The 23,963-nt window shown below is 59.7% G+C and carries 26 protein-coding genes; 13 read left to right on the top strand and 13 right to left on the bottom strand.

Features of this window, described 5'->3' with window-relative positions:
- Positions 1-225 precede the first annotated feature (225 nt).
- Together HB676_RS28970 and HB676_RS28965 are read left to right on the top strand one after the other, a co-directional pair.
- Positions 226-480 (top strand): hypothetical protein, encoded by a 255-nt coding sequence (locus tag HB676_RS28970; RefSeq protein ID WP_213741907.1) that lies wholly within the window; start codon positions 226-228, stop codon positions 478-480.
- Positions 470-841, top strand: a complete 372-nt coding sequence (locus tag HB676_RS28965) for a hypothetical protein (RefSeq protein ID WP_213741906.1) — start codon at positions 470-472, stop codon at positions 839-841. The genes HB676_RS28970 and HB676_RS28965 overlap by 11 nt, the downstream gene beginning before the upstream one ends.
- A 34-nt stretch (positions 842-875) precedes the next feature.
- On the opposite strand, the gene HB676_RS28960 is transcribed toward HB676_RS28965, so the two are convergent.
- On the bottom strand, positions 876-1,160 hold the full coding sequence (locus HB676_RS28960) for a hypothetical protein (protein ID WP_213741905.1): 285 nt from the start codon (positions 1,158-1,160) through the stop codon (positions 876-878).
- Between the two features lie 381 nt (positions 1,161-1,541).
- Between HB676_RS28960 and HB676_RS28955 the strand changes: the two genes are divergently transcribed.
- Together HB676_RS28955 and HB676_RS28950 are read left to right on the top strand one after the other, a co-directional pair.
- On the top strand, positions 1,542-2,951 hold the full coding sequence (locus HB676_RS28955; RefSeq protein ID WP_213741904.1) for an MBOAT family protein: 1,410 nt from the start codon (positions 1,542-1,544) through the stop codon (positions 2,949-2,951).
- Between the two features lie 8 nt (positions 2,952-2,959).
- The gene (locus tag HB676_RS28950) at positions 2,960-3,937 is read left to right on the top strand and encodes a hypothetical protein (protein ID WP_213741903.1); all 978 of its coding nucleotides are present in this window, start codon (positions 2,960-2,962) and stop codon (positions 3,935-3,937) included.
- A gap of 360 nt (positions 3,938-4,297) precedes the next feature.
- Here HB676_RS28950 and HB676_RS28945 read toward each other — a convergent pair whose 3' ends face one another.
- Positions 4,298-4,531, bottom strand: coding sequence for a hypothetical protein (locus tag HB676_RS28945; RefSeq protein WP_213741902.1), 234 nt, complete (start codon positions 4,529-4,531; stop codon positions 4,298-4,300).
- 238 nt (positions 4,532-4,769) lie between these two features.
- Here HB676_RS28945 and HB676_RS28940 point away from each other — a divergent pair, with 238 nt between their 5' ends.
- Positions 4,770-5,132 (top strand): hypothetical protein, encoded by a 363-nt coding sequence (locus tag HB676_RS28940; protein ID WP_213741901.1) that lies wholly within the window; start codon positions 4,770-4,772, stop codon positions 5,130-5,132.
- Here HB676_RS28940 and HB676_RS28935 read toward each other — a convergent pair.
- On the bottom strand, positions 5,113-7,365 hold the full coding sequence (locus HB676_RS28935; protein ID WP_213741900.1) for a tetratricopeptide repeat protein: 2,253 nt from the start codon (positions 7,363-7,365) through the stop codon (positions 5,113-5,115). The genes HB676_RS28940 and HB676_RS28935 overlap by 20 nt on opposite strands.
- A gap of 116 nt (positions 7,366-7,481) precedes the next feature.
- Complete coding sequence (locus tag HB676_RS28930) at positions 7,482-7,742, bottom strand: PilZ domain-containing protein (RefSeq protein WP_213741899.1); 261 nt, start codon at positions 7,740-7,742, stop codon at positions 7,482-7,484.
- Positions 7,743-7,983: 241 nt separating this feature from the next.
- Here HB676_RS28930 and HB676_RS28925 point away from each other — a divergent pair, with 241 nt between their 5' ends.
- Positions 7,984-9,360 carry an MFS transporter gene (locus HB676_RS28925; protein WP_213741898.1) on the top strand — a complete coding sequence of 459 codons (1,377 nt, stop codon included), beginning with the start codon at positions 7,984-7,986 and terminating at the stop codon, positions 9,358-9,360.
- Between the two features lie 43 nt (positions 9,361-9,403).
- A complete protein-coding gene (locus HB676_RS28920; protein ID WP_213741897.1) occupies positions 9,404-9,805 on the top strand; it encodes a VOC family protein in 402 nt (133 codons plus the stop codon).
- A gap of 294 nt (positions 9,806-10,099) precedes the next feature.
- On the opposite strand, the gene HB676_RS28915 is transcribed toward HB676_RS28920, so the two are convergent.
- Positions 10,100-10,858 (bottom strand): Spy/CpxP family protein refolding chaperone, encoded by a 759-nt coding sequence (locus HB676_RS28915; RefSeq protein WP_213741914.1) that lies wholly within the window; start codon positions 10,856-10,858, stop codon positions 10,100-10,102.
- A 319-nt stretch (positions 10,859-11,177) separates the two neighbouring features.
- Here HB676_RS28915 and HB676_RS28910 point away from each other — a divergent pair, with 319 nt between their 5' ends.
- Together HB676_RS28910 and HB676_RS28905 are read left to right on the top strand one after the other, a co-directional pair.
- The gene (locus HB676_RS28910; RefSeq protein ID WP_213741896.1) at positions 11,178-12,167 is read left to right on the top strand and encodes a hydroxyacid dehydrogenase; all 990 of its coding nucleotides are present in this window, start codon (positions 11,178-11,180) and stop codon (positions 12,165-12,167) included.
- Positions 12,168-12,332: 165 nt separating this feature from the next.
- Entirely contained in the window at positions 12,333-12,746 is a 414-nt protein-coding gene (locus tag HB676_RS28905; protein WP_213741895.1) for a hypothetical protein, read from the top strand.
- A gap of 45 nt (positions 12,747-12,791) precedes the next feature.
- Here the strand turns inward: HB676_RS28905 and HB676_RS28900 are convergent, their stop codons facing one another.
- Positions 12,792-13,148 (bottom strand): DUF1993 domain-containing protein, encoded by a 357-nt coding sequence (locus tag HB676_RS28900; protein ID WP_275944978.1) that lies wholly within the window; start codon positions 13,146-13,148, stop codon positions 12,792-12,794.
- Between the two features lie 99 nt (positions 13,149-13,247).
- On the opposite strand from HB676_RS28900, the gene HB676_RS28895 reads away from it, so the two are divergent.
- On the top strand, positions 13,248-13,985 hold the full coding sequence (locus tag HB676_RS28895) for a DUF2147 domain-containing protein (RefSeq protein WP_213741893.1): 738 nt from the start codon (positions 13,248-13,250) through the stop codon (positions 13,983-13,985).
- Positions 13,986-14,147: 162 nt separating this feature from the next.
- On the opposite strand, the gene HB676_RS28890 is transcribed toward HB676_RS28895, so the two are convergent.
- Together HB676_RS28890 and HB676_RS28885 are read right to left on the bottom strand one after the other, a co-directional pair.
- Entirely contained in the window at positions 14,148-14,552 is a 405-nt protein-coding gene (locus HB676_RS28890) for a cupin domain-containing protein (RefSeq protein WP_213741892.1), read from the bottom strand.
- Positions 14,553-14,588: 36 nt separating this feature from the next.
- Positions 14,589-15,287 (bottom strand): ribonuclease activity regulator RraA, encoded by a 699-nt coding sequence (locus HB676_RS28885; protein WP_213741891.1) that lies wholly within the window; start codon positions 15,285-15,287, stop codon positions 14,589-14,591.
- Positions 15,288-15,538: 251 nt separating this feature from the next.
- Between HB676_RS28885 and pxpB the strand changes: the two genes are divergently transcribed.
- Genes pxpB through HB676_RS28870 form a run of 3 tightly spaced genes read left to right on the top strand, consistent with a single transcriptional unit; the run spans position 15,539 to position 18,125 of the window.
- Positions 15,539-16,270 (top strand): 5-oxoprolinase subunit PxpB, encoded by a 732-nt coding sequence (gene pxpB, locus HB676_RS28880; protein ID WP_213741890.1) that lies wholly within the window; start codon positions 15,539-15,541, stop codon positions 16,268-16,270.
- Positions 16,267-17,322 carry a biotin-dependent carboxyltransferase family protein gene (locus tag HB676_RS28875; protein ID WP_213741889.1) on the top strand — a complete coding sequence of 352 codons (1,056 nt, stop codon included), beginning with the start codon at positions 16,267-16,269 and terminating at the stop codon, positions 17,320-17,322. The genes pxpB and HB676_RS28875 overlap by 4 nt, the downstream gene beginning before the upstream one ends.
- A 32-nt stretch (positions 17,323-17,354) precedes the next feature.
- Positions 17,355-18,125, top strand: a complete 771-nt coding sequence (locus tag HB676_RS28870) for a 5-oxoprolinase subunit PxpA (RefSeq protein ID WP_213741888.1) — start codon at positions 17,355-17,357, stop codon at positions 18,123-18,125.
- 3 nt (positions 18,126-18,128) lie between these two features.
- Here the strand turns inward: HB676_RS28870 and HB676_RS28865 are convergent, their stop codons facing one another.
- The 5 genes from HB676_RS28865 to HB676_RS28845 all read right to left on the bottom strand — a co-directional run bounded on the left by HB676_RS28865 (position 18,129) and on the right by HB676_RS28845 (position 23,956).
- A complete protein-coding gene (locus HB676_RS28865) occupies positions 18,129-18,281 on the bottom strand; it encodes a hypothetical protein (RefSeq protein ID WP_213741887.1) in 153 nt (50 codons plus the stop codon).
- 185 nt (positions 18,282-18,466) lie between these two features.
- The gene (locus tag HB676_RS28860) at positions 18,467-20,068 is read right to left on the bottom strand and encodes a sulfite reductase subunit alpha (RefSeq protein WP_213741886.1); all 1,602 of its coding nucleotides are present in this window, start codon (positions 20,066-20,068) and stop codon (positions 18,467-18,469) included.
- Entirely contained in the window at positions 20,065-21,852 is a 1,788-nt protein-coding gene (locus tag HB676_RS28855; protein ID WP_213741885.1) for a NirA family protein, read from the bottom strand. The genes HB676_RS28860 and HB676_RS28855 overlap by 4 nt, the downstream gene beginning before the upstream one ends.
- A gap of 350 nt (positions 21,853-22,202) precedes the next feature.
- Positions 22,203-23,369, bottom strand: coding sequence for a CmpA/NrtA family ABC transporter substrate-binding protein (locus HB676_RS28850; protein WP_213741884.1), 1,167 nt, complete (start codon positions 23,367-23,369; stop codon positions 22,203-22,205).
- Positions 23,366-23,956, bottom strand: a complete 591-nt coding sequence (locus HB676_RS28845) for an ANTAR domain-containing protein (RefSeq protein WP_213741883.1) — start codon at positions 23,954-23,956, stop codon at positions 23,366-23,368. The genes HB676_RS28850 and HB676_RS28845 overlap by 4 nt, the downstream gene beginning before the upstream one ends.
- Between the last annotated feature and the right edge of the window lie 7 nt (positions 23,957-23,963).

Raw genomic sequence — 23,963 nt, 5'->3', positions numbered from 1 at the left:
GGCCATGCCCGGTATGGAAGCCGCCGCTCCAAACAGAACAGCGCGACGCGAAGATCCAGAATTATCTAGAGAAAATGCCGGAGCAACGCCAGGCATAGGTGTGGTATTCTCAGCAACAGCTTGAGTCATGACTACCTCATGGTTCGGGTCAGGCTCGTCGGGGTGCTCGTAACACCACGGCGGGCCGCTTGCCTCTGACAAGCCTCGGAATCCTAATGAGCTAAAATGCGCAAAGCAACCGCCAAGCGACCGCGTGAGCAGCCGGTAACGATCGAGGAACTCGAGCGTTGCTTCATTCTGTCGGCGTATTTCGTCGTGCTTGATGGTCCGGTGATGATTCCGATATTCGAAAGGCTCGAGCGAGAACTCGAGGCGTTAAAGCGAACTGAAGCGACCATCGAACGCGCGCGACAAATAGTCGAGGCCAACAGACACCGGCTTGTCGGAATCGGACTAAAGGCAAAAGCAAATGAGCGATGATCTGCGTAAAGATGTTCTCGGATGGATTCAAAGCGAGAGGATCGACGACGTGGCCGAATACGCCGCGCGCGGTCGAAAATATGCAGCCCTGTCGGACGAAGAAGCTAAATCGCAATGGGTACACGCATTCCAAAGTCTTGCTAATGATTTCGTAAAATCGCAGTGGTGGCAGATCCAGATCGATCTATCCGCGGAGCTTGAACTTCGCGGTCTGGAGCCTCCCTACGAGCAAGTGCTCGAAGACATCGAAAAATTGTCGATCGGATTGAATGCGGCAATCGAGAGCAAAGCAGGCGATCCGGCGGCCGGCGAAGCGTCGATGAACCGGTTTCGCGCATTCCAATCGAAGCGAACCAATTGAGGGGCGAACTTTAAGCGTGGACAGTCGACGTCCATCAGTCGCCTTCTTTCGACAAAGCATCGGCGATAGTTGTGCCCGCCTCCGACAACGCGCCCGAAACGGCTTCGCCCACGCGTTTTAATTCCATTGCCAGATTTTCCATCGCGCCAAACGGTGTGGACGCGTCCGCGACACCGAGCTTATTAAGCGCACGCGCGGTAGCAATCTGAGCATCAGCAAGATTCAGAATCGCATATGCAATACCGAACGGGCCATCGCCGGCGCGCGCCCGCTCTTCGAAAAAATCCTCTATGCGTTGATCTTTCTTCGCTGAAGGCACTGTATTCCCCCGCTTCACCTTTTTTTAGACCTTGACCTACTTCGCCTCAGATTGCAAAGATTTTCAATTTTTGGCGATTTCGACTAACCAGACAACTCGCGACGGGAACACGATCCATGATCTCTCCCGGAAAATGGAATCGGCCGCTTGATCACGCGCAGAGATTGTGACTAGGTGGTCCTGCGTTTTGCTGGGGGGAAGTTCGAAATAGCTATTAGTAGTTGTGACGTGCGATCTCCCCGCGCGACGCTAATCATTGGCTATTGCGGCCGGAGTGAGCCGCTCGGCACTCGTCGGGAATGTCTGACAGTCCGACCATCGTCGATCAGGGATCGGCTCTTCTTAATATGAAAAACGAGCGATTTCGACGGATCGATCGACGTGCTTTTTAACTCGTATGCATATCTGCTGTTGTTTCTGCCGACGGTCGTCGCAGTCTTTTTTTTGCTAAACTATTTCGCATCAGCAGTCTTCGCGAAAGCATGGCTAGTTGCCGCGAGCCTCGCCTTTTATTCTTGGTGGGGATTGGCGTATCTGCCACTGATAATTATTTCGATTTTCATCAACTATTGCGTCGGAACGGTACTTGGCACTACGCGGCTTTCGCCGTTCAATCGAACGGCACTCCTGACCGCCGGCATAGGTTTCAACGTTGGCTTGCTGGCTTATTTCAAATACGCGAACTTTTTGGTCGACAACATAAATAGCGTTGCAGGCACAAGCTTTCAGTTGGATCGCATCGTGCTGCCGCTGGCCATCAGCTTCTTTACGTTCCAGAAGATCGCTTATCTTGTCGATAGTTACCGTGGCGAAACGCAGGGTTATAATTTCCTCAACTATGCGCTGTTTGTAACATTCTTTCCGCAGTTGATAGCCGGGCCAATCGTCCATCACAAAGAAGTCGTTCCCCAATTTTCTGACCCCAAAAACAGCCTGTTGAACAGCGCCAACGTCATGACGGGTTTGTCCATCCTGAGCATCGGTCTCTTCAAGAAAGTAATGATCGCCGACACATTTGCAGTGTACGCCTCTGCGGGATTCGACACCGGCGATGCGCTTCGATGCATCGAAGCATGGACCGCCAGTCTTGGATACTCGTTTCAGCTTTACTTTGATTTCAGCGGCTACACCGACATGGCGATTGGCTCGGCGCTAATCCTCAACATCAGACTGCCAATCAATTTCAATTCACCTTATCGCGCAATCAACATCCAGGATTTCTGGCGACGCTGGCACATTACGCTGAGCCGCTTTCTTCGAGATTATGTCTACATACCGCTCGGAGGAAACAAATCTGGCGAGCTGAGCACGTATTTCAATTTATTCCTGACGTTTTTGGTCGGCGGGCTTTGGCATGGGGCCAGTTGGACATTCGTCATTTGGGGCGGCCTTCATGGCGCGGCGATCGTGATTCATCGAGCGTGGTCGAGGTACGGTCGCCACATGCCTGTAGCTCTTGCCTGGTTCCTGACGTTCAGCTTCGTAAACGTGGCGTGGGTATTTTTTCGAGCAAAAGATCTCAAATCCGCGCATCGTGTCTTGTCCTCAATGATGAACATCGGGGACGGCTCGCTATTGAAAATGTTTGATCTTCAACAGCGTAATGGCACCCTTTTGATCGGACTGGGCTTCGCCATTGTTCTTTTTGCAAAAACAACTATCGAATTTTGTACGGACGCACAGCACCTGGACAAGACAACCGTCGTTTCGGGCGCAGCGTTGGCCATCTCGCTTATTGCGATGTCGTTCGTGACCTCCGGTGTCTCGGAATTTCTCTATTTTAACTTCTAGGACATCGCATGAGACGAATTTCGTTATTTGTAAAATCTGCAGTGTTTACGGCGATCATCGTTCCGCTGTTGTACGTATTGTCGCTCGGACGCTACGAGCGCGCTGAACACTGGTTGTCGGATGTCTATTTCGCCAAGGAATATCGTGCAGCGCACATAGTCGAACCAAAAATAATAATAGCAAGCGGCTCGAACTCGCTGTTCGGTTTTGATAGCAAAACGCTTGAGAACCTCATCGGCAAGCCGGTGGTCAATATCGCCGGGCACGCGGGACTATCGTTGGAATTTCACATCAAAATGGTGGAGAAATTTGCCAAAGCGGGCGACTTGATCGTGATGCCTCTTGAATTAGGCTATTACGCAGCTACGCCCGACATCAGCAGTTGGCAGGTCGCGAACATGTCGAGTTGGGGTGCCAAATACATGGATTGGTCTCCTGAATTACTATTAAGCTATTTTCGGCGCTCCTCTTTTACGTCACTGCTGACGAGAGCGCTCATTCGTCGGATACCGTCAGACTCTCAAGACAAGGTTCTTGCGACGGTAGAAGCAAATTCTACGACCGGCGCCATCGAGTGGCATGGCTATTCATATAAATCTATGAGCTCTCGCGGCGATATTCTCCTGACATCCGCACCGCCGATCGCGTTACATGACGATCCTTATTCGAACGGAGAGGTCAGCGATTTTGCGATCCAACAACTTCAGGCCCTGAAGACGCACCTGACAGAGCGCGGTGCAACTCTTATGCTCACTTGGCCCGTTACGATGCGAAATCCATTGTTCGACTTAAGCAGACCAAAGGATCAGTTGATCATTCAATCGATAAAGACCCGCCTAAGCGCCGAGGGTCTTGCTATCGCTTGCAATCCGGAAGATTTTCAGTTTGAGCGTCGATATTTCTTGGAAACCAGTTATCACATCAACGCTGAAGCTGCAGAACGCAGAATGGAAGCCCTTGCCGTCTGCATGATGGGATTGAGCTAAGGAGCGGATTGAAATCGGCTAGTTAGTTGGTGAGCAGCGTTGCAGGCCTTTCATTCGATGTGCTCGGTATTTCCGCGGCCGGTGCCCTCGGCAGAAGCAGACCGGTTACAATGATCGTAGTCGCGTGAAGTCCGCTCTCGGTCTTGTCCCGTTAAATCGCCGTGGCCGAGACCGTAGTTTGTGTTTTGAAAGGCTGTTTTTGACAGCAAAAATCGACGAGGTCGGCGGGTCGCCCCTTCCGTCAGCCTGTTGCCCGTGCTCACCGTATTGAACCATCATTTAAAATCAATTACTTGATTGGATAATCTGCATTTAAACACGAACATGTCTTGGCCGGGTCGAAGGAGCGGTCGCCCTCGCCTAGCGCGCGCCCTTTAGCGTGCACGACGTTGTGCAGGTGGTCGTCGTGCCGCGGTCGCATTTCTTGCAGGCATTCACGCACTGATCCATGATCTTCGGATTGTAGGAAGGAAACAAATCCCTCACGCAATTGCTTATTGCGCCTGTCGTGTCGGGTTCGGGAGAACAGGCGCTCAAGGTGCCCAGGCCTCCCAGGATAAAGACTGTCGCCAGCAGAACGGCGAAGCGTTTCATGCGGCCTCCGGGCTCGAACGACACTGATGCTGCGGCCGCCTCTCCCCCAGGCGTTAATGCCGAACAGACTCTGGTTTGTTTCAGTCTATCTCGTGATCGGCCTTTTTTGCGGCGTTACGTTGCCACAGCGCTGCCGGATCGACCGTGCCCGGCCCGATACGGCTTTAGTGACACAGGTCACAGTGCCAACAAAGCCCCTCATGTACCCCTCGGCCAAGCCTAGGAACAGGGGAATGACATGACCAACGCAACTGACCAGTGGGACACCAACCGGCTCGACGTCGTTATGCAATTTCTGATTGGACCGATCGCCCTGGCATGGGTCGTTCTGTTTGCCGTTTTGGCCGGATTGACGAACTCGGCTTCTGCGAAGCCCACGCCTCCCAAATTCCATTTCACGATAAATCAGGTTGAGGAGAGTTGCTTTAATGGCAGCGGGAAGTTCATCCCCAGTACGGGACGAAGTGGTTACGGATGCAGTGGCGCCGGCGGCACTCTTTCATGCACTGCCAAGGGCAACTGCACTTTCACCACCAATCTTCACGGTCTGAAAATCCGCGAAAATGCCACCGTCGAAGAGCTCATTCGGGCCCGGGCCTGAGGCCGCTGGCTTGCGATACCGAAGCACAATAGTCGCGCCAGAACTGGCGATAGCCCTCTTCCACCCGGCGCGTATAGATCGCACCATTTCCGGCCGCGCAGGCCGCCACCCTGGCGGGCAAGCCGGCGCGGAGTGCCTCCAACTGCGGCGCCATCGACGCATAGGTTCGGGCGATCGAGTTGTAACCATCATCGTTCTCGGCCACCCAGTCATCGAGGCCGACCGCTTTCACGATGGCGCCGCCGAGGCGCGACGTCGTGCCTGTGCCGAGCTTGGTAACGACGGGAACGCCTGCCTGCAGCGATTCCCAGGTGCTGACACCGCCATTTTGCGGAAACGGATCGAGCGAGATGTCGATGTTGGCGAATTCGGCGAGATGTTCATGGCGTAACGTCGATCCGAGGCATCTGATACGGTCCGCAGAAATCCCATGAGCCACGAAACGTCCGATCAGGCCATCGCGCAGGAACGGATCGTCCAGCGCGCTGTTTTTGACGACGATGATGGATCCTGTAACCTGCTGCAGAAGCTTCGACCATACGATAAGCGCGTCTTCGGATATCTTGTCGATCCTGTTGAATACGCCGAAGGTGACATACCCGTTGCGGATCATCGGAAGCGCTGACGGTTGCTGACCCGCCAACGCTTCGGTCGTGATCACGCAGGGTAGATCGTAAATTCTTTCCGCGAACAGAGGCCGGGCCGCCTCCGGAACCGAGACAGGGTCCGTCAGAAGATAATCCATGGTCTGCAGGCCGGTACCGGTCCCGTTGCCCAGGCCAGTGACCTGGATGCGCGCAGGCTTTTGGGCGAAGACCGTAAGCCGGTTGCCCCCTGCGTGGCCGGACAGGTCAACGAGAATATCGACACCATCGGATTGAATCCGATCCGCCAGTTCGTCGTCGGAAAACTGCCACGCATCGACCCACTGGTCGGCCAGCGATTGACATTCATCCATTATCACGTCCCGCAGCGGCGAGCAGGAATAGCAGATGATTTGAAACTGCCCGCGATCATGATTCCGCAGCACCGGCAAGAATCCAAGGGCTACCGAATGAGACCTGAAATCCGGGGAAACATAGCCGACAACGATCCGCTTGTTTGGATTCGGCACCAGACGCGGCAACTCTCTCCGCTTGATCCTGGCGCCAATCGCGTTCCACCAGGCCCGTCTGGCCGCCTGATGGACTGCAAAGTCCGCATCGGGAGCGAAATCAAGCGCGAAGATTTTCTTCATTATCGCTTCTTCGTAGTCCGGCTTGATGGCCAGCGCGCGGTTGAAGTGCTCGACCGCCGTCGCGATGTCTCCTTGCCTGGCATAGCAGGTGCCGAGCAGCGCGATCGCGATCTCCGAGGCCGGATCCCGTTCGAGCGCCTTCATGCAGGCGGCCATGGCCGACGCGGTATCGCCCAGCAGGACTTTAAGGGCGGCCTTGCTCCGCCACACGGATTCCATGGCAGGATCGATCGCAAGGGCGGCGTCATAATCGGCCTCTGCCAAAGCGAATTGTCCCATCTGCTGATGGACCCGTCCGCGGTGATTCAAAATCTCCGCAAAGTCCGGCTTGATCGCGAGCGCTGAGTCAAACGCGGCGAGCGCCGCTTCGCAATGTCGCAGTTGGAGACTCACCAACCCCTTGCCGGCGATGGCCTGCAAATGGCGGGGTTGAAACGAAAGTGCGCGATCGAAACTCCGATTGGCCTCATCGTGCCGGCCAAGCAGCAACAGGGCCGAGCCGCGATGGCAATGGGCGTCAGCGTAATCGGGTTTGAACCGGATCGCACGGTCATGGGCGTCAACGGCTTGCTCAAAGAGCCCCAGTCGCATCAGCGTGTTGCCGAGATTTGTCCACGCTGTCGGAAAATTCGGCTTGAGAGCAACCGCCTTCTCCTGGCTTTTGCGGGCGGCGTCGTAGCGCGACAACTTGAACAATGCCAATCCGAGGTTGGAGCGTGCTTCTGCATTCCGCGGCTCAACATTAACGGCTCGCGTGAGTGTCTTCTCGGCTTCCTCGAACCGCTGGCAATCCAGTTCGGAAAAGCCGAGCAAATGCAGCGCATCAAAGTGCTCGGGCAAGTCCTTGAGAATTTGCCGGCAAAGCGCCTGGGCCTCCGCGTGCTTACCCTGGCGATAGGCTGCAATTGCCGCCGGCAGCAAGACCTCAGCCTGTTTTTTGAATTGCTTTTGTTGCCTTGCGTTATGAAAGGCGCGCGAACCCACACTGCTTTGCAAGTGCCCATACCTCGTCGAGAATCTGTTCCTCAGGGGATAGCAGAATCCCGCTGATTCGCGGCAAGCGTGCGCGCGCGTTGGGATGCGTCGTGACAGAACAAGCCACGGAAGCGTCGTTAAGACCCGGATGGTGACGCTGCAACAAAGATCACGCCGATCCGGTTTTGCTGGATCCAGGCAACGTTGCATTCATAGACCGACGAATCGCTCGCCATCACCAGGCGAAAGTGCGCAGGGACGAAAGCCGCGTTCCCGACGTCGATCGCGGCCCCCTCGGCCGAGATATTGCGCACCACACAGCTCATGACGGAACCGCCTGACGACACATAGGCCGGCTGGTTTATTTCGGTTCGCGGGTACTTTCGTCTTTCTTCCATCGGCGCGCTGGCCTCGCTCAAACCTCGGCAAGTCTAGCAGCAAACCTTAAATAATTAGCCCGGGGCCTTTTCCGGACGGTGAAATCCGGGGCGGTCATGGGACCAACGGACCTCCTTTTACGCAGGTCGCCCCGCGTCAGCCCGGGCTTCCGCCCGTTACGTTGACAGGATAGCCTTGGTGTCACTGCCGGTGCGTAGGCGCGACGCTGGCTCAAAAGAAACAAGCGCCAGGGGAAGCGCCATGTTCGAGATACTCGATCGACGGACGAGTCTGACCGGCAACCAGATTAAAATCCTTGCTGCTGCCATTATCGGCGACGCACTCGAATTCTTCGACTACTTCCTGATCGGCTTTGTGCTGGCCTTCCTGATCGGGCCCTGGAAACTCACCTTCGGCCAGTCAGCCACCGTGCTGATGAGTTCCGGCATCGGCGCCATCATTGGCGCCTATGTATGGGGCTGGCTTGCCGATCGGGTCGGACGCCGCAAGGTCTTTGTCGGGACCGTGCTGAACTTCTCGATCGCGACCGGCCTTTTGTATTTCACGCCCGACAATGGCTGGATCTATCTTTCGGTCATGCGGTTCTTTGTCGGTGTCGGTGTCGGCGGGCTTTATTGCGTGGATTTGCCGCTGGTGCAGGAATTCATGCCCTCCTCCAAGCGCGGTTGGGTCGGCGGTCTCGTGACCTGTGTGATTCCGCTGGGCACCGGCCTCGGCGCGCTGCTCGGCGCCTCCGTGGGCAGTGGCGAATGGCGGGTACTGTTCGCGATCGGCGTATTGCCGGCGTTGCTGATCCTGCTGGTTCGCCTCTGGGTGCCGGAATCGCCGCGCTGGCTGTGCCGTCAGGGCCGCTATGAGGAAGCGCGTAAATCGCTCGCATGGGCGCTGCAGATGGACCCCTCCGCGCTGCCGCTACCGACCGCCGCGGACGCCGGGCCGGTCATCAAATCCAACTGGTCCGACCTGTTCAAATATCCGCGCAGCCTGCTGGTCTCCTGGCTCGGCAATGCCGGCGCACAGACCGGCGTCTACGGTATTACGCTTTGGGTGCCGTCGCTGTTCGTCCTGCTGCTCAAGGTCACGCCGCAGGAAGCCGCAAAAATGATGATCCTGCTGACGATCTTCGGCTTCGTGGGCCGCGTTTCCTTTGCGTTTTTCTCGGAATGGATGGGCCGGCGCAATGCCGGCGGCCTGCTGGGTTTCGGCGCAGGTGTCCTGACCATCGTGGCAGGCTATAACTACGATACGACGATCATGGGCGTGTCGGCATTCTGGCTCATCCTGGCCGTCGGCTACTTTTTTGCCGATGGCGGATTTGCCATCGTCGGCCCCTATGCGGCCGAAGTCTGGCCTTCCCATCTGCGCACCTCGGGCATGGGGTCGGCCTATGGCTTCGGCGGTATCGGCAAGATCATCGGGCCGGTCGGCCTCGCCTTGATCGTCGGCTCGGGCAATTATCTCAAGCCCGACGTGCCGCTGCCGCAGATTCCGCTGGCATTCGTCTATCTCGGCTGCTGGTTTTTGATGACCGGAGCGGTGTATTATTTCTTCGGGCTTGAGACCCGCGGCAAGTCGATCGAGCAGATCGACAGGGAGCTGGCGATCACCGCCTCATGATTGGCGCGGGCGCCAACCTGATCTTTGTCTAAGGAGAACCACGATGCCACTTGGCGGACTGCAACACTATACGATCGAACCTTCGGATCTGGAGCGAACCAAGGATTTCTATTGCGATGTGCTGGGGCTTGAGAATGGCGACCGGCCGCCGCTCGGTTTCCCCGGCTACTGGCTCTATTCCGGCGGTGTCGCGACCGTGCATTTGATGGGTACGCGCACACCCCGCGAGGGCATCGTGGTGCGTGGTACCGAGAAAAAATACGACAATACCGGCCGTCTCGACCATATTGCCTTCGCCGCGACCGACGTTGCCGGCGTGCGCAAGCGCCTGCAGTCCCGCAACGTGGCATTCCGCGAAAGCATCGTGCCGCGTACCGGCGATACGCAGTTTTTTCTCTACGATCCCGATGGCGTCGGCGTGGAGCTCAACTTCCCGAAGGAATAAGGCGTCTTCTCGCGCTTTTGCGGAAATCCCGGCCAGCGCAATGCTGGCCGGTTGTGTTTTGCAAAAGTGCTTGTCTCGCGCTGCGGGCAGCTAAATCCCGACAAGGCCATGACGCGGCCATATCTCGGGCGCGAAGCGGTCAGCTTTTCTTCAATTTTGCATGACGAGTTGACGCGCCGCGCCGCTGCGGCAGGATAGCCGGGTGCCGCGCCTTCAACCTACCCCAGGGCATGCGTGCCCGGCTATTCGCGGCGCAGCGACACCGCGTCGTCGGCGTCCCCTTCGCGGTCCGCTTTAATCCAGCCCGCGCTCATGGCTCAGGCGCACCATTTCCTGAATGAAGATCGCCTTTTGCTTGTCGTCGAGGCTGGTGAACAGCGGCTCGGCCGCATCGGCAACGCCGCGTTGATCGACGGCGCGGTCGTTGAGAAACTGGGCCTCGTTGCGCATCTGCTCGATAATATCGTCAGGCGGGTCGCGTTGGGCGCGCGCTATTCTGAGGTTGAGACGGTCGGCGCCGTTATGGCCGAGATAGTGCATCGCGCTGTTGAACGCCGTCCAGTTTTTCTCCTGCTCCGGCGTCAGGTTCAATTCGGACTTGATCCGATCGATGTCGGCATCGCTGTTGGCGACGATCTGCTCGGCGCTCAGGGTTGGTGCGCCGTCCTGCGTCAGCACTGCGGGCGCTCCGGCCTTGGCGGCGGTTTTGGTACCCTTCGTGTCCTTGGTATCTTTGGCGGTCTTGGTGCTCTTGGCATTCTTGGCGGAATCGGTCTGCTTGGCTCCGTTCGCGGCCGGGGCTTGCGCGCTCTGGCCGTTCTGCCCGACACCGAGCACGCCGTTGAATACGCCGACCACCCCGCCGATGGCACCTCCCAACACGCCGCCAACCGGCCCGGCGGCCTTGTTGCCTGCTTCGGCGCCCTGCTGGACACCCTTGACCAGCCCCTGTGCCTCGGCCGCCGGAGGCGTGCCGAGAAGCATGACGACGACTGCCCCAAGCGCAAAGCGCCAATTCATTTGCGCAGGTGCTGCCGGTGTCAGGCGGATCATCATTTAGCCTCCCTTTCGATCTCGGAAATACCGCGCCAGCGCGCCTCCTCCGAATCCGGACTCTATCGTTTTCGTGGCAACCAAGTCTACCGCGCCACCACAGGGTTCATGATGAAGCATGCGGTGACATTTGCGCGCATCCTGCCTTCTCCTTTGTCATTACGTGCAGCGCAATAATATCGCCGTTCCCACGCCCAAGCGCGCTGGATTGGCAGTGGACCCCGATAAGAACCACCTGCTAAACGACGTTGCGGTTGCATCAAAAAAGGCGATGCGGCCAGCAAGAAAATCAGGCAGGGAACTCGGCGGGGAGTTTGGAATGACGGCCAACAAGAAGAAAATTTTCATCACGGAAACGCTGTCGCAACCGGGACGCGCGGTCTTGAATGCGCGCGACGACATCGAGACCATCGAATTTCCCAACCTGATCTCGGCCCGGGATTTCGAGGCGCTGCTGATCGAGCATGCCCCTGTTCACGGCGTGGCGCTTGGCGCGACCCGGTTCGGCGAACCGGAGATCGAGGCGGCCAAGGACATGAAGGTGGTGACCCGGATCGGCGTCGGTTACGACGCAGTCGATGTGCCCGCGCTCAGCCGCCGCGGGATTCCCCTGCTGGTGGTCGGCATCGCCAATTCCCCATCGGTCGCCGAACAGGCGCTGTTCATGATGCTGACGCTGGCCAAACGCGCCGTCGAGCTGCACGCGCTGGTCAAGGACGGCAAATGGGCCACCCGGCTCGGCAAACTGCCCTACGATCTCTACGGCAAGACGGTCCTGATTATCGGCTTTGGCCGCATCGGGACCCGAACCGCCAAACGCTGCCTCGCCATGGAGATGAACGTTCTGGTCTACGATCCCTATAAGACGCCGGCCGAGATCAAGGCGGCCGGATATGAGCCCGTTACCGATCTGGACGCCGCGCTGCCAACCGCCGACTTCGTCAGCATTCACTGTCCCAAGACACCTGAAACCATTGCGATGTTCGATGCGACACGGTTGAAGCGCATGAAGCCGACAGCCTATCTCGTCAACACCGCCCGCGGCGGCATCGTCAACGAGGCGGCGTTGTATGACGCGCTGGCGTCCGGCCAGCTCGCGGGCGCGGGTCTCGATGTGTTCGAACAGGAGCCGCCCCCGGCGGGCCATTCGCTGTTCGAGCTTCCCAATGTCATCATTGCCCCCCATGTCGCTGGCGTGACCGTGGAAGCGGTCGACCGGATGAGCGAGCAAACCGCGCGCAACATTCTGAGCGTGCTCGACGGCGAGCCCATTCGCCAGAACGTCATCAACCAGGAAGTGCTTGGCTGACGGCTGGCAGCCCCCTCATCACCGCAGATGATCGCGGGAGGAAGGGAATACCGCCGGATTGCGCGCGGGCTGACAAAACTCAGCCGCATTCGAGGACGAAGAAAGAGACTTGGCGCGATGGGGATTCGTTGCCCGCGCAACGGGTTATAGGTGGAGGCTGGAAATTTGAGTCAAAGCGACCCGACCGATCATGCCCTTGCGGCCATCGCCAGCATTCTGGATCATCCCGAATCCGTTCGCGAGCCTGAACAGCCCGCCATCGAAGAAAAGCCCGCCACCCCTGAACGGATTGAGGCGGAGGGCTATTCGAAAATGGGCCCCGGCCCGATGGAAGCGATCCGCTTCAAATGGACTGTGCGCCGCGAGGGCAACGGCCAATATTTTGTCGACGAGACCATTGGCGAGAATTCCCGGCCGGTGACCAGCGGACCGATGCAGGCGGACGAAGCCATCCGATTCGTGGACGATCGCGAGAGCGAGGCGCGGCAGCGGTTCGAGCGCCTGAAGAGCGAAATGAGCGGACGCGCCGCAGTGGCGAATGTGGTTCGCCATGAAGGCCACGAAGGCGGAGAAATGTAATCAGTCAATTCGGCTGGACTTGGCCGGATTGGGAGGACTCCGCGTTCACGGCGGCACTCCCAAAAAATCCTTCTTGATGAGATCGACGCCGCAATGGCGCAGGATGTCGTAAGCCGTCGTTACGTGAAAAAAGAACTGCGGTACGCTGAACGTCAGGAGCAGCGATTGGCCGGTAAAACGTCGCGTCGTCCCGTTCCGAAACGTGAAGACCACTTCCTTCTCGGCGGCGGCATTGATCTGGGCCGGCTGCAGACCGCCGATAAAGCCGATGGCAGTCGCGATGCGGCCCTTGAGTTCGGCAATATCAGGCTCGGCGTCCGGAAATACCGGCGGCTCGACACCGGCGAGCAGCGCGCAGGCGGGCCGCCGGATTTGAACCAAACCTTTTCCATCCCGACTCATACTGGGAAAGAGATGCCGATCGCGCCACTCTGAACTGCCGAGACGCCGGACCGGGGCGAAATTCAACCGGGGCATTTTCCACCTGACCTGGAGGTGATGATGAAAAAGCTTTTTGCGATCGCCGCATTTCTACTCGCGAGCACCGCCGCCCAGGCTCAATACACAATCGATTACAACGGACAGACGATCCGCATTGATCCCGACCGCGGGACGGTTTCGATACCCGGCGTCTATGACAATACCGGGAAGCCAGCAAAGCGCGCGCGCAGCAATCAGGACAGCAACCGTCCCGCCAAGCCGGCGCCCGACCAGGCGAAGGTCGACCCGCAGACACCCGCCCCCGCGCCTGCCAACACAGCTCCCGCACCCTCAAACGCAACGGCGAACGTCGCGCCTGCGAATAGCCCTGCCCCGCCTGCGGCCAGTGCACCCGCGCCGCAAGCCCAGCAGGATGCGGTCTCCACCAAACCCGCCTCGCCGCCGGTAGTGGCTACAGCGCGCGTAGCCGCCCCTCCGCCGACGCCTGCGCAGCCGGCCAATTCGCCGCTCGGCATTTGGCTGACAGAGCAAAAGGAAGGAAAAATCCGGATCGAACCGTGCGGCGCCAATCTCTGCGGTTATTCCATAGACCCAAAAACGAACCTGAACCGCACCCAGATTTTGATCGATATGAAACCCGACAAGGATTCCAAATGGAGCGGGCACATTTTCGATCCGAAGGGCGGCAGCACCTATGATTCCACGATCGCGTTAAAAGGCCCCGATAGCCTGCGCGTCCAGGGCTGCGCCTTTGGCGGCATATTCTGCGGTGGCCAGACCTGGACCCGGGTCAACTAGCCGACCTTCGGGGTCTGATTGAACGCGGCGCGGCAATCCCGAGACAACCTTATAACCAGCCGCTGCGGGCATGGCGCACAGCGGCCGGAAATCTTCAGCAAGCCACAAACCTCGAAAGAAATAGCGAGGCCGCGCTACGCTTATAGCGAAGCGCGATCGCCATCAGCCGAGCTTCGCGTTGTATTCCTCGTCCGTCACCGGCTCCATCCAGGTCGAATATTTCCCCTCCAGCGATTCCTGCATCGCGATATGGGTCATGCGATTGGTGGGCGTGCCGCCATGCCAATGCTTTTCGTTCGGCGGAATCCAGATGGTGTCGCCGGGCCGGATTTCGATGATCGGACCGCCCTTGGTCTGAAACCGGCCGACGCCCGAGAGCACATACAGCGTCTGGCCGAGCGGGTGCGTATGCCAGTTGGTGCGGGCGCCCGGCTCGAACGTGACCTTGGCCGCAACGATCCGCGCCGGCGCGTCGGCCTGGATGATCGGGTCGTTCCAGACCGTGCCGGTGAAATTTTCTGCCGGTGCGCGGCGAGTCGGCCGTGAGCCGGCGAGTTCGATTTTCATGATGTTCCTCCTTTTTGCGGACGCTCTTCGTCCGGATTATTTTTTTGACGCAGCGTAGCGCGCCTTGGTTTCGGCGTTCATCGGATAGAGGCCCGGCAGCACCGCGCCATTGTTCACTTCATTGACGATCCAGGCTTCCATGCGCTCCTGCTCGGCGCCTTCGGTCAGAATGAGATCGAGAAACGCCTTCGGGATAACCACTGCGCCGTCCTGATCGGCCACGATGATATCGTCCGGGAAGATCGCAACGCCGCCGCAGCCGACCGGTTCGCCCCAGCCGACGAATGTCAGGCCGGCCACCGAGGGCGGCGCGGCATAGCCGTCACACCACACCGGCAATCCCGTACCGAGCACGCCTTCGAGGTCGCGCACCACGCCATCGGTCACCAGGGCAGCCACCCCGCGCTTGACCATGCGGGCGCACAGAATGTCGCCAAAAATGCCGGCGTCGGTGACACCCATCGCATCGACCACCGCGATGCAGCCGTCCGGCATGGCTTCGATCGCCGTGCGGGTCGAAATCGGCGAGGACCATGATTCAGGGGTCGCGAGGTCTTCCCGGGCGGGTACGAAACGCAGCGTAAAGGCCGGCCCGACCAGTCGCTTCTGTCCCGGGCGCAGCGGACGCGAACCGCGGATCCAGACGTTTCGCAGGCCCTTTTTGAGGAGAACCGTGGTGATGGTGGCGGTGGTTACTTTGGAAAGTGTCGCGATCGCTTCGGGGGTCAGGGACATCGAACGAGCAACTCCGGTGGGGATGGATCGGGCGGGTGCATCTTGCGGGGCGCGAGCGGCGCGTCAAGGGGCGTCGCTAGCGCCGATATGGGAGGCTGCATTGCTTGTCGTCATCATCCTATCTTATCATCAGGATGCGGATTAATTTATTGAACTTGCAAGACGATTTGCCAAGTCGATTTGCATGAAGCGAATTCCACTTCGCCGCAAAACGCGCTAGAGCATGGCCTTGATCGAAGAGCTCTGAGGCCATGGCCGCGACATCAGCCCTACCCCGCCTTCTGCCGAGCGGCGACAGCGCCATTACGGTAGAATTCAGCCGCACCATCGATGACACCGCCAACCAGCGCGTGCTGGCGCTGGATCGTACCCTGGCGCGGGAACCCATCGCCGGCGTGACCGAGACGGTGCCGACCTATCGGTCGCTATTGGTGCACTACGATCCCATGCAGATCGATTTTGAGGCGCTGAGCGAGAAGCTGGCGGCGCTGGCGCAACTCCCGGTCCCGGCGGCAACCAAAACCCGGCGTTGGCGCCTCCCCGTGGTCTATGGCGGCGAGCACGGCATCGACCTTGAGGACGTCGCCAAGACACTCAAGACCACGCCCGACGATATCGTGGCGCGGCACACCGCCGGCGATTACCGCGTCGCCATGATCGGATTTACGCCGGGATGGTCCTATCTCAGCGGCCTCCAGGAATCGCTGCATATGTCGCGGCGGCAGAATCCGCGTCTCTTGACCCCGGCCGGCACGATCTCGATCGGCGGCATACAGACCGGGGTGCAATGTCTGGCCGGACCAAGCGGCTGGCATCTGTTGGGACAGACCGCGGTACGAACTTATCAATTGCATCGCGATCCAACCTTCCTGCTGGAGCCCGGCGACTACGTCACGTTCTCTTCGGTGGATGCCAAGACCTTCGCGGAACAGGATCGCGCGGCCGAACGCGGCGAGATCGTCGCCGAATTGATATCCTCATGAGCAAACTCGTTATTTCAGCGATCGGCCCCTCAAGCTCGGTGCAGGACGGCGGCCGCTTCGGCGCCCAGCGTTACGGTCTCACGCCAAGCGGCGCAATGGACCGGTTGGGCCTCGCTACCGCCAATTGTCTGGTCGGTAACGCGCTGTTTGCAGCCGGAATCGAAATCGGCCCGTTCGGCGCCGCGTTCACGGCGCGCGAAGGTGCGGTTCGTGTCGCGCTCGCGGGCGCGTCGCGCAACGCCGATATCGCCGGGCGCGCCGTCGCGCCGGATACGTCTTTGACCCTCGCCGAGGGCGAGACCTTGAAGCTCGGTTTTGCCCGCAGCGGATTGTTCAGCTATCTGGCAATCGAAGGCGGCATCGCGGGCGAGCCGGTGTTTGGCAGCATGGCCGTGAATGCCCGCGCCGGGCTCGGCAGCCCCTACCCGCGCCCTCTGCAGGCCGGCGATGAATTGCAGGTCACGGCCGCCAGCGGAACTGCCGAGCGCCGGATCGAGCTTCCGCCTGCGATCAAGGCGCCGATCCGCGTCGTACTTGGTCCGCAGGACGACGAATTCGCCGACGACCAAAAAGCTCTGTTCCTGGACAGCGAGTGGAAGATTTCGGCGACCAGCGACCGCATGGGCTATCGGCTCGAAGGCCCCGCGATCAAACATTTGCACGGCCACAACATCGTCTCCGACGGTACCGTAGGCGGCAGTATCCAGGTGCCCGGCAATGGCGCGCCGATTGTGCTGATGCCCGACCGCGGCACCAGCGGCGGCTATCCCAAGATCGCGACCGTCATCTCGGCCGATCACGGCCGCTTTGCCCAGATTTCGGCTGGAACCGGCTTTCATTTCAAGGCCGTCAGCATGGCCGAAGCACAAGCCGAGGCGCGCAAATTCGCCGAGCTGCTGCGCACCCTGCCCGACCGCTTGCGCGCCATCGAAAATTTTGATCTCAACATCGAGGCGCTAAGGGATGCCAACGTCGCGGGAGCTGCCGTCAGCGCCATCGACGCCAGGACGTGGCAGGTTCTTTCACCTGCGGAAACGTTGACGCAGGACTAGTTTTAAACACAACCAACAAGCGGACAAGAAACATGAAAACAGTCGATCTGAACAGCGACCTCGGAGAAAGCTTTGGCGCCTGGGAGATGGGTAACGACGCCGCCATGATTGACGTCGCCACTTCGGTCAACGTGGCCTGTGGTTTCCACGGCGGCGACTACGACACCATGCGCAAGACCGTCGAACTCGCGAAGGCGCGTGGCGTCAGCGTCGGGGCGCATCCGGGCTACCGCGACATTCATGGATTTGGCCGCCGGCCGTTTTACGGCATGAAATCATCCGAGATCGAAAATCTCGTCGCCTACCAGATCGGCGCGCTCCAGGCGATCGCGACCGCTGCGGGCTACAAGGTCACGCACGTCAAGGCGCATGGCGCGCTGTCGAACGTGGCCTGCGAGGAAGACACCACGGCGCGCGCGATTGCTGCCGCCATCAAGGCGGTCGATCCCAGCCTTATCTTTGTCGTGCTGGCTAATACGAAATTAGTGCAGGCCGGCGAAGCCGCCGGTTTGACATTGGCCCACGAAGTATTCGCCGACCGCGCTTACGAGGACGATGGCACGCTGGTGTCGCGCAAGAAGCCCGGTTCGGTGCTGCATGATCCGAAACAGATCGCCGACCGCGTGGTACGGATGATTCAGGACGGCGCCGTGATATCGGTGACGGGCAAGGTCATAAAAATGCGCACCGACACCGTGTGCATCCACGGCGATACGCCGGGCTCGGTCAATATCGCGCGTGCCGTCAAGCAGGCGTTGAAAGATGCCGGTATCGACGTCGCGCCGTTCAAGACGGCGAAGTAAGCGTTAGAACGGGTGAACCGAAAGCGTGCCGAACAATACGGCCGCAATGAGCGCAAACGCGCTATAGAACGCCGCGGCGTGAAATCCTGTTCCGGTTCGCCGGGACAGGGAACGCGCGTACAGGTGCAGACGGGCTTCCGCCGATAACTCGCGCATGGTGGATCTCCAACGCAACATGAACGATAACTGAATATCGTTCGCGGCTGGATGCAAGACACCAACGGAAATAGCGATACGAATACTCCGGCAGACTCCTTTCGCAGGGAAAAATTCTCTGCGAAGGATTCAGGCGAGAATTTTATTCGTTCGAATTTGCGTCATATTGGAACCGGTTCCCGCTTTCAGTAGACGTCTTGCTGGAACCGGCCCTTCTTTTTCAGGTCGCCGACAAAGCTGACGGCCTCGTCGGTCGATCGTGCACCGTGCTGGGCGACGATATCGACCAGCGCGCGCTCGACATCCTTGGCCATTCGCTTGGCGTCGCCGCAGACATAGATGTTGGCGCCCTCTGCCAGCCATGTCCACACTTCGCGGCCGACTTCACGCATGCGATCCTGCACATAAAACTTCTTGTCGCCATCGCGTGACCAGGCCAGCGACAACCGCGTCAACAGGCCCGATGTTTTCAGGGCGTTGAGTTCGTCGGAATAGAAGAAGTCACTGGCGCTGCGTTGATGGCCGAAGAACAGCCAGTTCTTGCCCGGCGCGCCGGTCGCCTTGCGATCCAGCAAAAACGCGCGGAACGGCGCGATACCGGTGCCGGGCCCAATCATGATGATCGGAATTTTCGGGTCTTCCGGCAGCGCGAAGCCATGAGCCTTCTGAATATAGACCTTTACGGGATCGCCGGGCTGAATGCGTTCGGCGAGGAAGGTCGATGCCAATCCGAGGCGTTTGCGCTTGCCGATGACATACCGCACGCAATCCACCGTCAACGACAGTCTGCCCGGCGTGGCATTGTGTGACGACGAGATCGAATAGAGCCGCGGCTGCAACGGCTCCAGCGCTTCGACAAAGGCTTCAGGATGCGGACGCACGCCGGAGAATTTTTGCAACGTCGCCATCACGTCCAGCGTCGCGGCATCGCCGTCGGGATCTTCGCCTTGCGCCAGTGCCCGCGCCTTTTCGCGCGACGCACCGCCGGTAATGAATGAGATCAGTTCGAACAGCGAATCCGGCGCGGGTGCCAGCGACACCTCGTCGGTCAGGACTTCACGCAAAGTCCTGCCCCGGATTGGAGTGGTGTGCAAAGCGCCGAGCAGCGCGATGATCTGATCGACATGGCCGATATCGTTGCGCGCGAAAATGCCGAAGGAGTCGCCGACGACGTAATCGAGGCCGCAACCGCTGAGGTCGAAATCGATGTGCCAGGTTTCCTTCTCCGACCCGGTCTTGTTCAACAGACGGCGCGACAAGAACGTCGCCTCTATCGGATTGTCGCGAGAACGGCCCGGCTCCGCCGTGACCGCAGGCGTTGTGGGGGCCGGAGCGGCTGCCGGAGCACCAGGCGCAAGCGCCGGCGCCTTTTCCAACTCCTCGTTCAGCGCCTTGAGCATTCGGGCGGTTTCCTTGCCGCCGGGGACACAGAGATTAAGACGCCCTTCGGCCTTGCTTGCAATCGCGTCGGAATAGTCGTTGCAGTTATAGCCGCACTGGCCGCAATCCTGTTGCGCCATCGCCGCCATCATGCGCCGACGCATCGGGCGGCCTTCTGCGAGCTTCATACGATCGGCAATCGGCATGGTCTGGTCGTGCCACGGTGCCTCGCCGTCGTCGCCATCGCCTTGCAGCACGGCGGCGCCCTGCTCTGCCGACAAGGGTGCGGCACTGTCAGGTGAAAGCAGCCCGGCAAAGAAGCCGTTCAGCCAGGAGCGCTGCGCCTCCGAGAACGGTGCGCTGGTCGGAATGATTTCGATCTTCGGCGGAGGTGTCATCTGGTTCATGTGGAGGCCTCCGCATCCGCAAGCTTGCGCAGCGTTTCGCCGTCGTGGCGGCGTGCAAATGTCAGGAAGGTTTCATCCGGCGAAGTGCGATGCGAGAGATACGCTTTCAACAGTTTCTCGACCGTCTTTGGCGCGTCTTCGGCCTTGAGGTCATGATAGACCTCGTGACCGACATCGGCATTGGGGCCGAACCCGCCGCCCGCGAACAGATGATAGCCCTCGACCGTGTCGTCCTCTTCGCCGACCGGCACCTTGGCGGCGATCAGGCCGATATCGCTGATGTAATGCTGCGCGCAGGAGTGATGGCAGCCGGTCAGGTGGATGTTCAGCGGCGTGTCGATGTCGACGCGCGGCTCGCACCAGTCGCCGATCTCGGCGGCGTGGCGCTTGGTGTCGGAAGCCGCGAACTTACAGCCGGCATTTCCGGTGCAGGCAATCAAGCCGGCGCGGATTTGCGAGGCCGTGACCGCCAGTCCGATCTTCTCGATCTCTGCCGTCGCCAGCCCGACATTCTCGTTGCGCACGCCCGGGATCAGCAAGTTTTGCCAGACCGTCAGCCTGATGTCGCCGTCGCCGAGATCGCGAGCAATTTTCGCCAGGCCGCGCATCTGTTCGCAGGTCAGCTTGCCGAGCGACAGCGAAATGCCGATCCAGTTGAGGCCGTCCTGCTTCTGCTGATGCACGCCGATATGCGCCATGCGGTCGAACGCCGGGCGCGGTGCGAGCGCTTCGGCAGGCACGCGGGTAAAGGCGTGGCCGAGTTTCTCTTCAACCAGGACAAGGAACTTATCCATGCCCATGCCGTCGATGACATATTTCAGCCGAGCCTTGAGCCGGTTGGTGCGGTCGCCGAGATCGATGAAGACCCGCACGATGGCGTCGGCCACTTTCGTCGCATCCGCCGGCTTGACGATGATGCCGGTCTCTTTCGCAAAATCCCGATGCCCGGTGATGCCGCCAATCCCGAGGCGAAACCAGACGCCGGGCTCGACGTCAAAGCCGTCTTTCACCTCAACCGCGGCGAAGGCGATGTCGTTGGTGTCTTCCAGCACCGCGATCTTGCCCGCCCCGTCGAATGCGACGTTGAACTTGCGCGGCAATCCCGTCAGCGAGCGGTCGTTGAGAATGTGGTAGTGCCATTCGCGGGCATATTCGCGGGTGTCGATCAGTTCCTGCGGATCGATCCCCGCGGTCGGCGTACCCGTGACATTGCGAATGTTGTCGGCGCCGGAACCGCGCGAGCACAGGCCCAGATCCTGAATGCCCTCGATCAACGCGACCGCATGCTTGGGCGGAATTTCACGCACCTGCAAATTGGCGCGGGTCGTGACATGGCAGAACGGCCCGCACAGACGTTCGGCAAGATCGGCCATCCCGGCGAGTTGCCAATGCGTGAGGATTCCGTTCGGCATCCGCAGGCGGCACATGTAGGAATCCTGCGCCGGGGCGACATAAAACAGGCCGTAATAGCGCCAGCGAAAATTATCCGCCGGCGACGGCGGCACATTGTCGAGCGCCTGCTGCTTCAGCCGCGGATAGGCATCGAACGGATGCTCCTCGCGTTTGAATTTTTCCTGATCGACGAGTTTCTTGCCCGACGCGAGAACCTTGTCCTGCGCCTTGAAATGCGCCGCATCAGGGCCGATTGGCTCGGCGCTGGTTTTGGACGCTGAGCCGCCGCCGAGACCGCGCCCGACCCGGCTAATTTGAAGGCCGGTGGTAAATCCCTCAAGGTAGCGCTTCTGCTCGTCGGTAAAGTCGATCGGGAGAGTTTCTAGTTTCATAGTGCGTGACGAAGCTCCTGCGGCCACAACCGGTGGCGCCAACGGGAAACGGAATGTGACCGCGCAGGAATCAGGTCGACGGAGATCGCCGGGCTCAATTCCAGGGTGCGGACCTACCAGCCTCGTTGCTGCGGAAATCCATCTTGGACGTAAGCCAGCGGGCATCTGCGACGGCTGGCTGCACTGCAACATTCAAGTTGCGTGCCATGCCGACCGGTATAAATTGTCGATATTTTTCAATGTCTTATAAAAAGACGCGCGGAACCCGAAGGCCCCCGCCACCGCTAAATGTAAGCAATCAGCTTAAAAATTAGCCCACTTGGGCCTGTGCCTAATATTGCTTCATAGGATCAGGATTTCTGGCGTCCGATCCGGAAGGCTGCCAGATGGCCGGCAATGTCGTCGGGATTGAACGCGGGGCCGGCGAAGGCCCCGACCGCATCCGATCCATTGGCGGGCTTGGCTGTGAGGCCCAGCGCCGCGTCGTAGAGATCGGCCCGGAAAACCCCTTTGGCCGTCTCCAGCGCCTCCGGGCTGAAGGAGGCCTGCCCCCAGCGGACCATCTGAGCATAGAGCCAGGCGGCCTGCGCCCGATCCGGACGGGCCGCGTCCTCGCGCCCCACCAGCAGATAGCGGCTGCTCTCGCGCATGGTGCCATCGGGCAAAATCTTGAGCCGGCCATCGAGTGTTCGCTGGATCACCTCCGCATCGACGCCGATGCGTTCCGGCTGCGCCAGAATGCGCGCCACCTCGGAGCGATTATGCGGCTGCTCGATGAATTCAGCCGCGCGAGACGCGGCCCGCACCATCGCCGCAACGACTAGCGGGTTTTTCTCGGCCCAGCTTTGCCGGATCGCGAGCACCTTTTCGGCGGCGCGCAGCAGAATATCCGAGACAAAGTGCAGGATATGGCCGACGCCGCGATCGACCGCGATCGAATTCCAGGGCGCGCCCACACAAAACGCGTCGATCTGCCCGCCGGCGATGCTGTCCACCATGTAGGGCGGCGGCAGCACCACAAGGCGAACGTCCTCGTCGGGGTCGACGCCGCCAGCGGCCATCCAGAACCGCAGTTGATAATTGTGGGTCGAAAACGGGAATGTCATGCCGAAGGTCAGCGGTTCGGCATTGTTCTTTCGCCGCGTGGCGACAACCCGCGACAGCGCCAGCGCGGTGGCCATCGGATCGAATGGGTCGCCGTCGATCTCTGCCAGGATCGCAGCATGCAGCGCGGGTGAAACCGTGATCGCATTACCGTTGAGGCCGAGATTGAAGGGTGCTGCGATCGGCATCTTGACGTGACCGATCCCGAGGCTGGAGGCGATTGCGACCGGCGCCAGCAGATGCGCGGCATCGAACATGCCGATGTTGAGCTTGTCGCGCACATTCGACCACGACACTTCCCGCACCAGCGTGACGTCGAGTCCCTCCGCGGCGGCAAATCCCTTGTCGACGGCGACGATCAGGGCCGCGGCGTCGACCAGCGGAATGAAACCAATGTGCACCGGTGTGGTCATTTCAGCAGCTCCGACGCGGTCAGGATCGACTGCGCGATCTCGCCGATCTTCTTTTTCTCGCGCATCGCGGTCGAACGCAGCAGCACATAGGCTTCGTCCTCGGTCAGCCCCTTCAGCTTCATCAGGATTCCCTTGGCGCGGTCGATCACCTTGCGGTCCTCGAGTGCGGATTTGGCGCGATCGAGTTCGTCCTGCAGCTTCGAAAACGCATTGAAGCGCGAAATGCAGAGATCGAGGATCGGTTTGAGGCGCTCTTTCTTCAATCCATCGACGATATAGGCGGACACGCCGGCATCGACGGAAGCCTGGATCGACGCGGAGTCGCTCTGATCGACGAACATCGCGATCGGCCGCCGTACCGCGCGGCTGACCTGGAACATCTGCTCCAGAACGTCACGGCTGGGATTTTCAAGATCGATCAGGATGACGTCGGGATCGAGCGCATAGATCCGGCTGAGCAGGCTCTGCATCTCGCTGATATGCGCGACGCTGGTATAGCCCGCCTCCCGCAGCCCCTCCTCCAGGATCGCGGCACGGATCGGGCTTTCGTCGACAATAACTATTTTGGGAGACGACTCGGCGCCCATCGATCAC

Origin of the sequence: Bradyrhizobium sp. dw_411, from assembly GCF_018449695.1 — a bacterium.
Lineage (GTDB): Bacteria > Pseudomonadota > Alphaproteobacteria > Rhizobiales > Xanthobacteraceae > Bradyrhizobium.
Note: the sequence above shows the minus strand (reverse complement) of the source record. Positions and strands in the feature narration are given on the sequence as shown.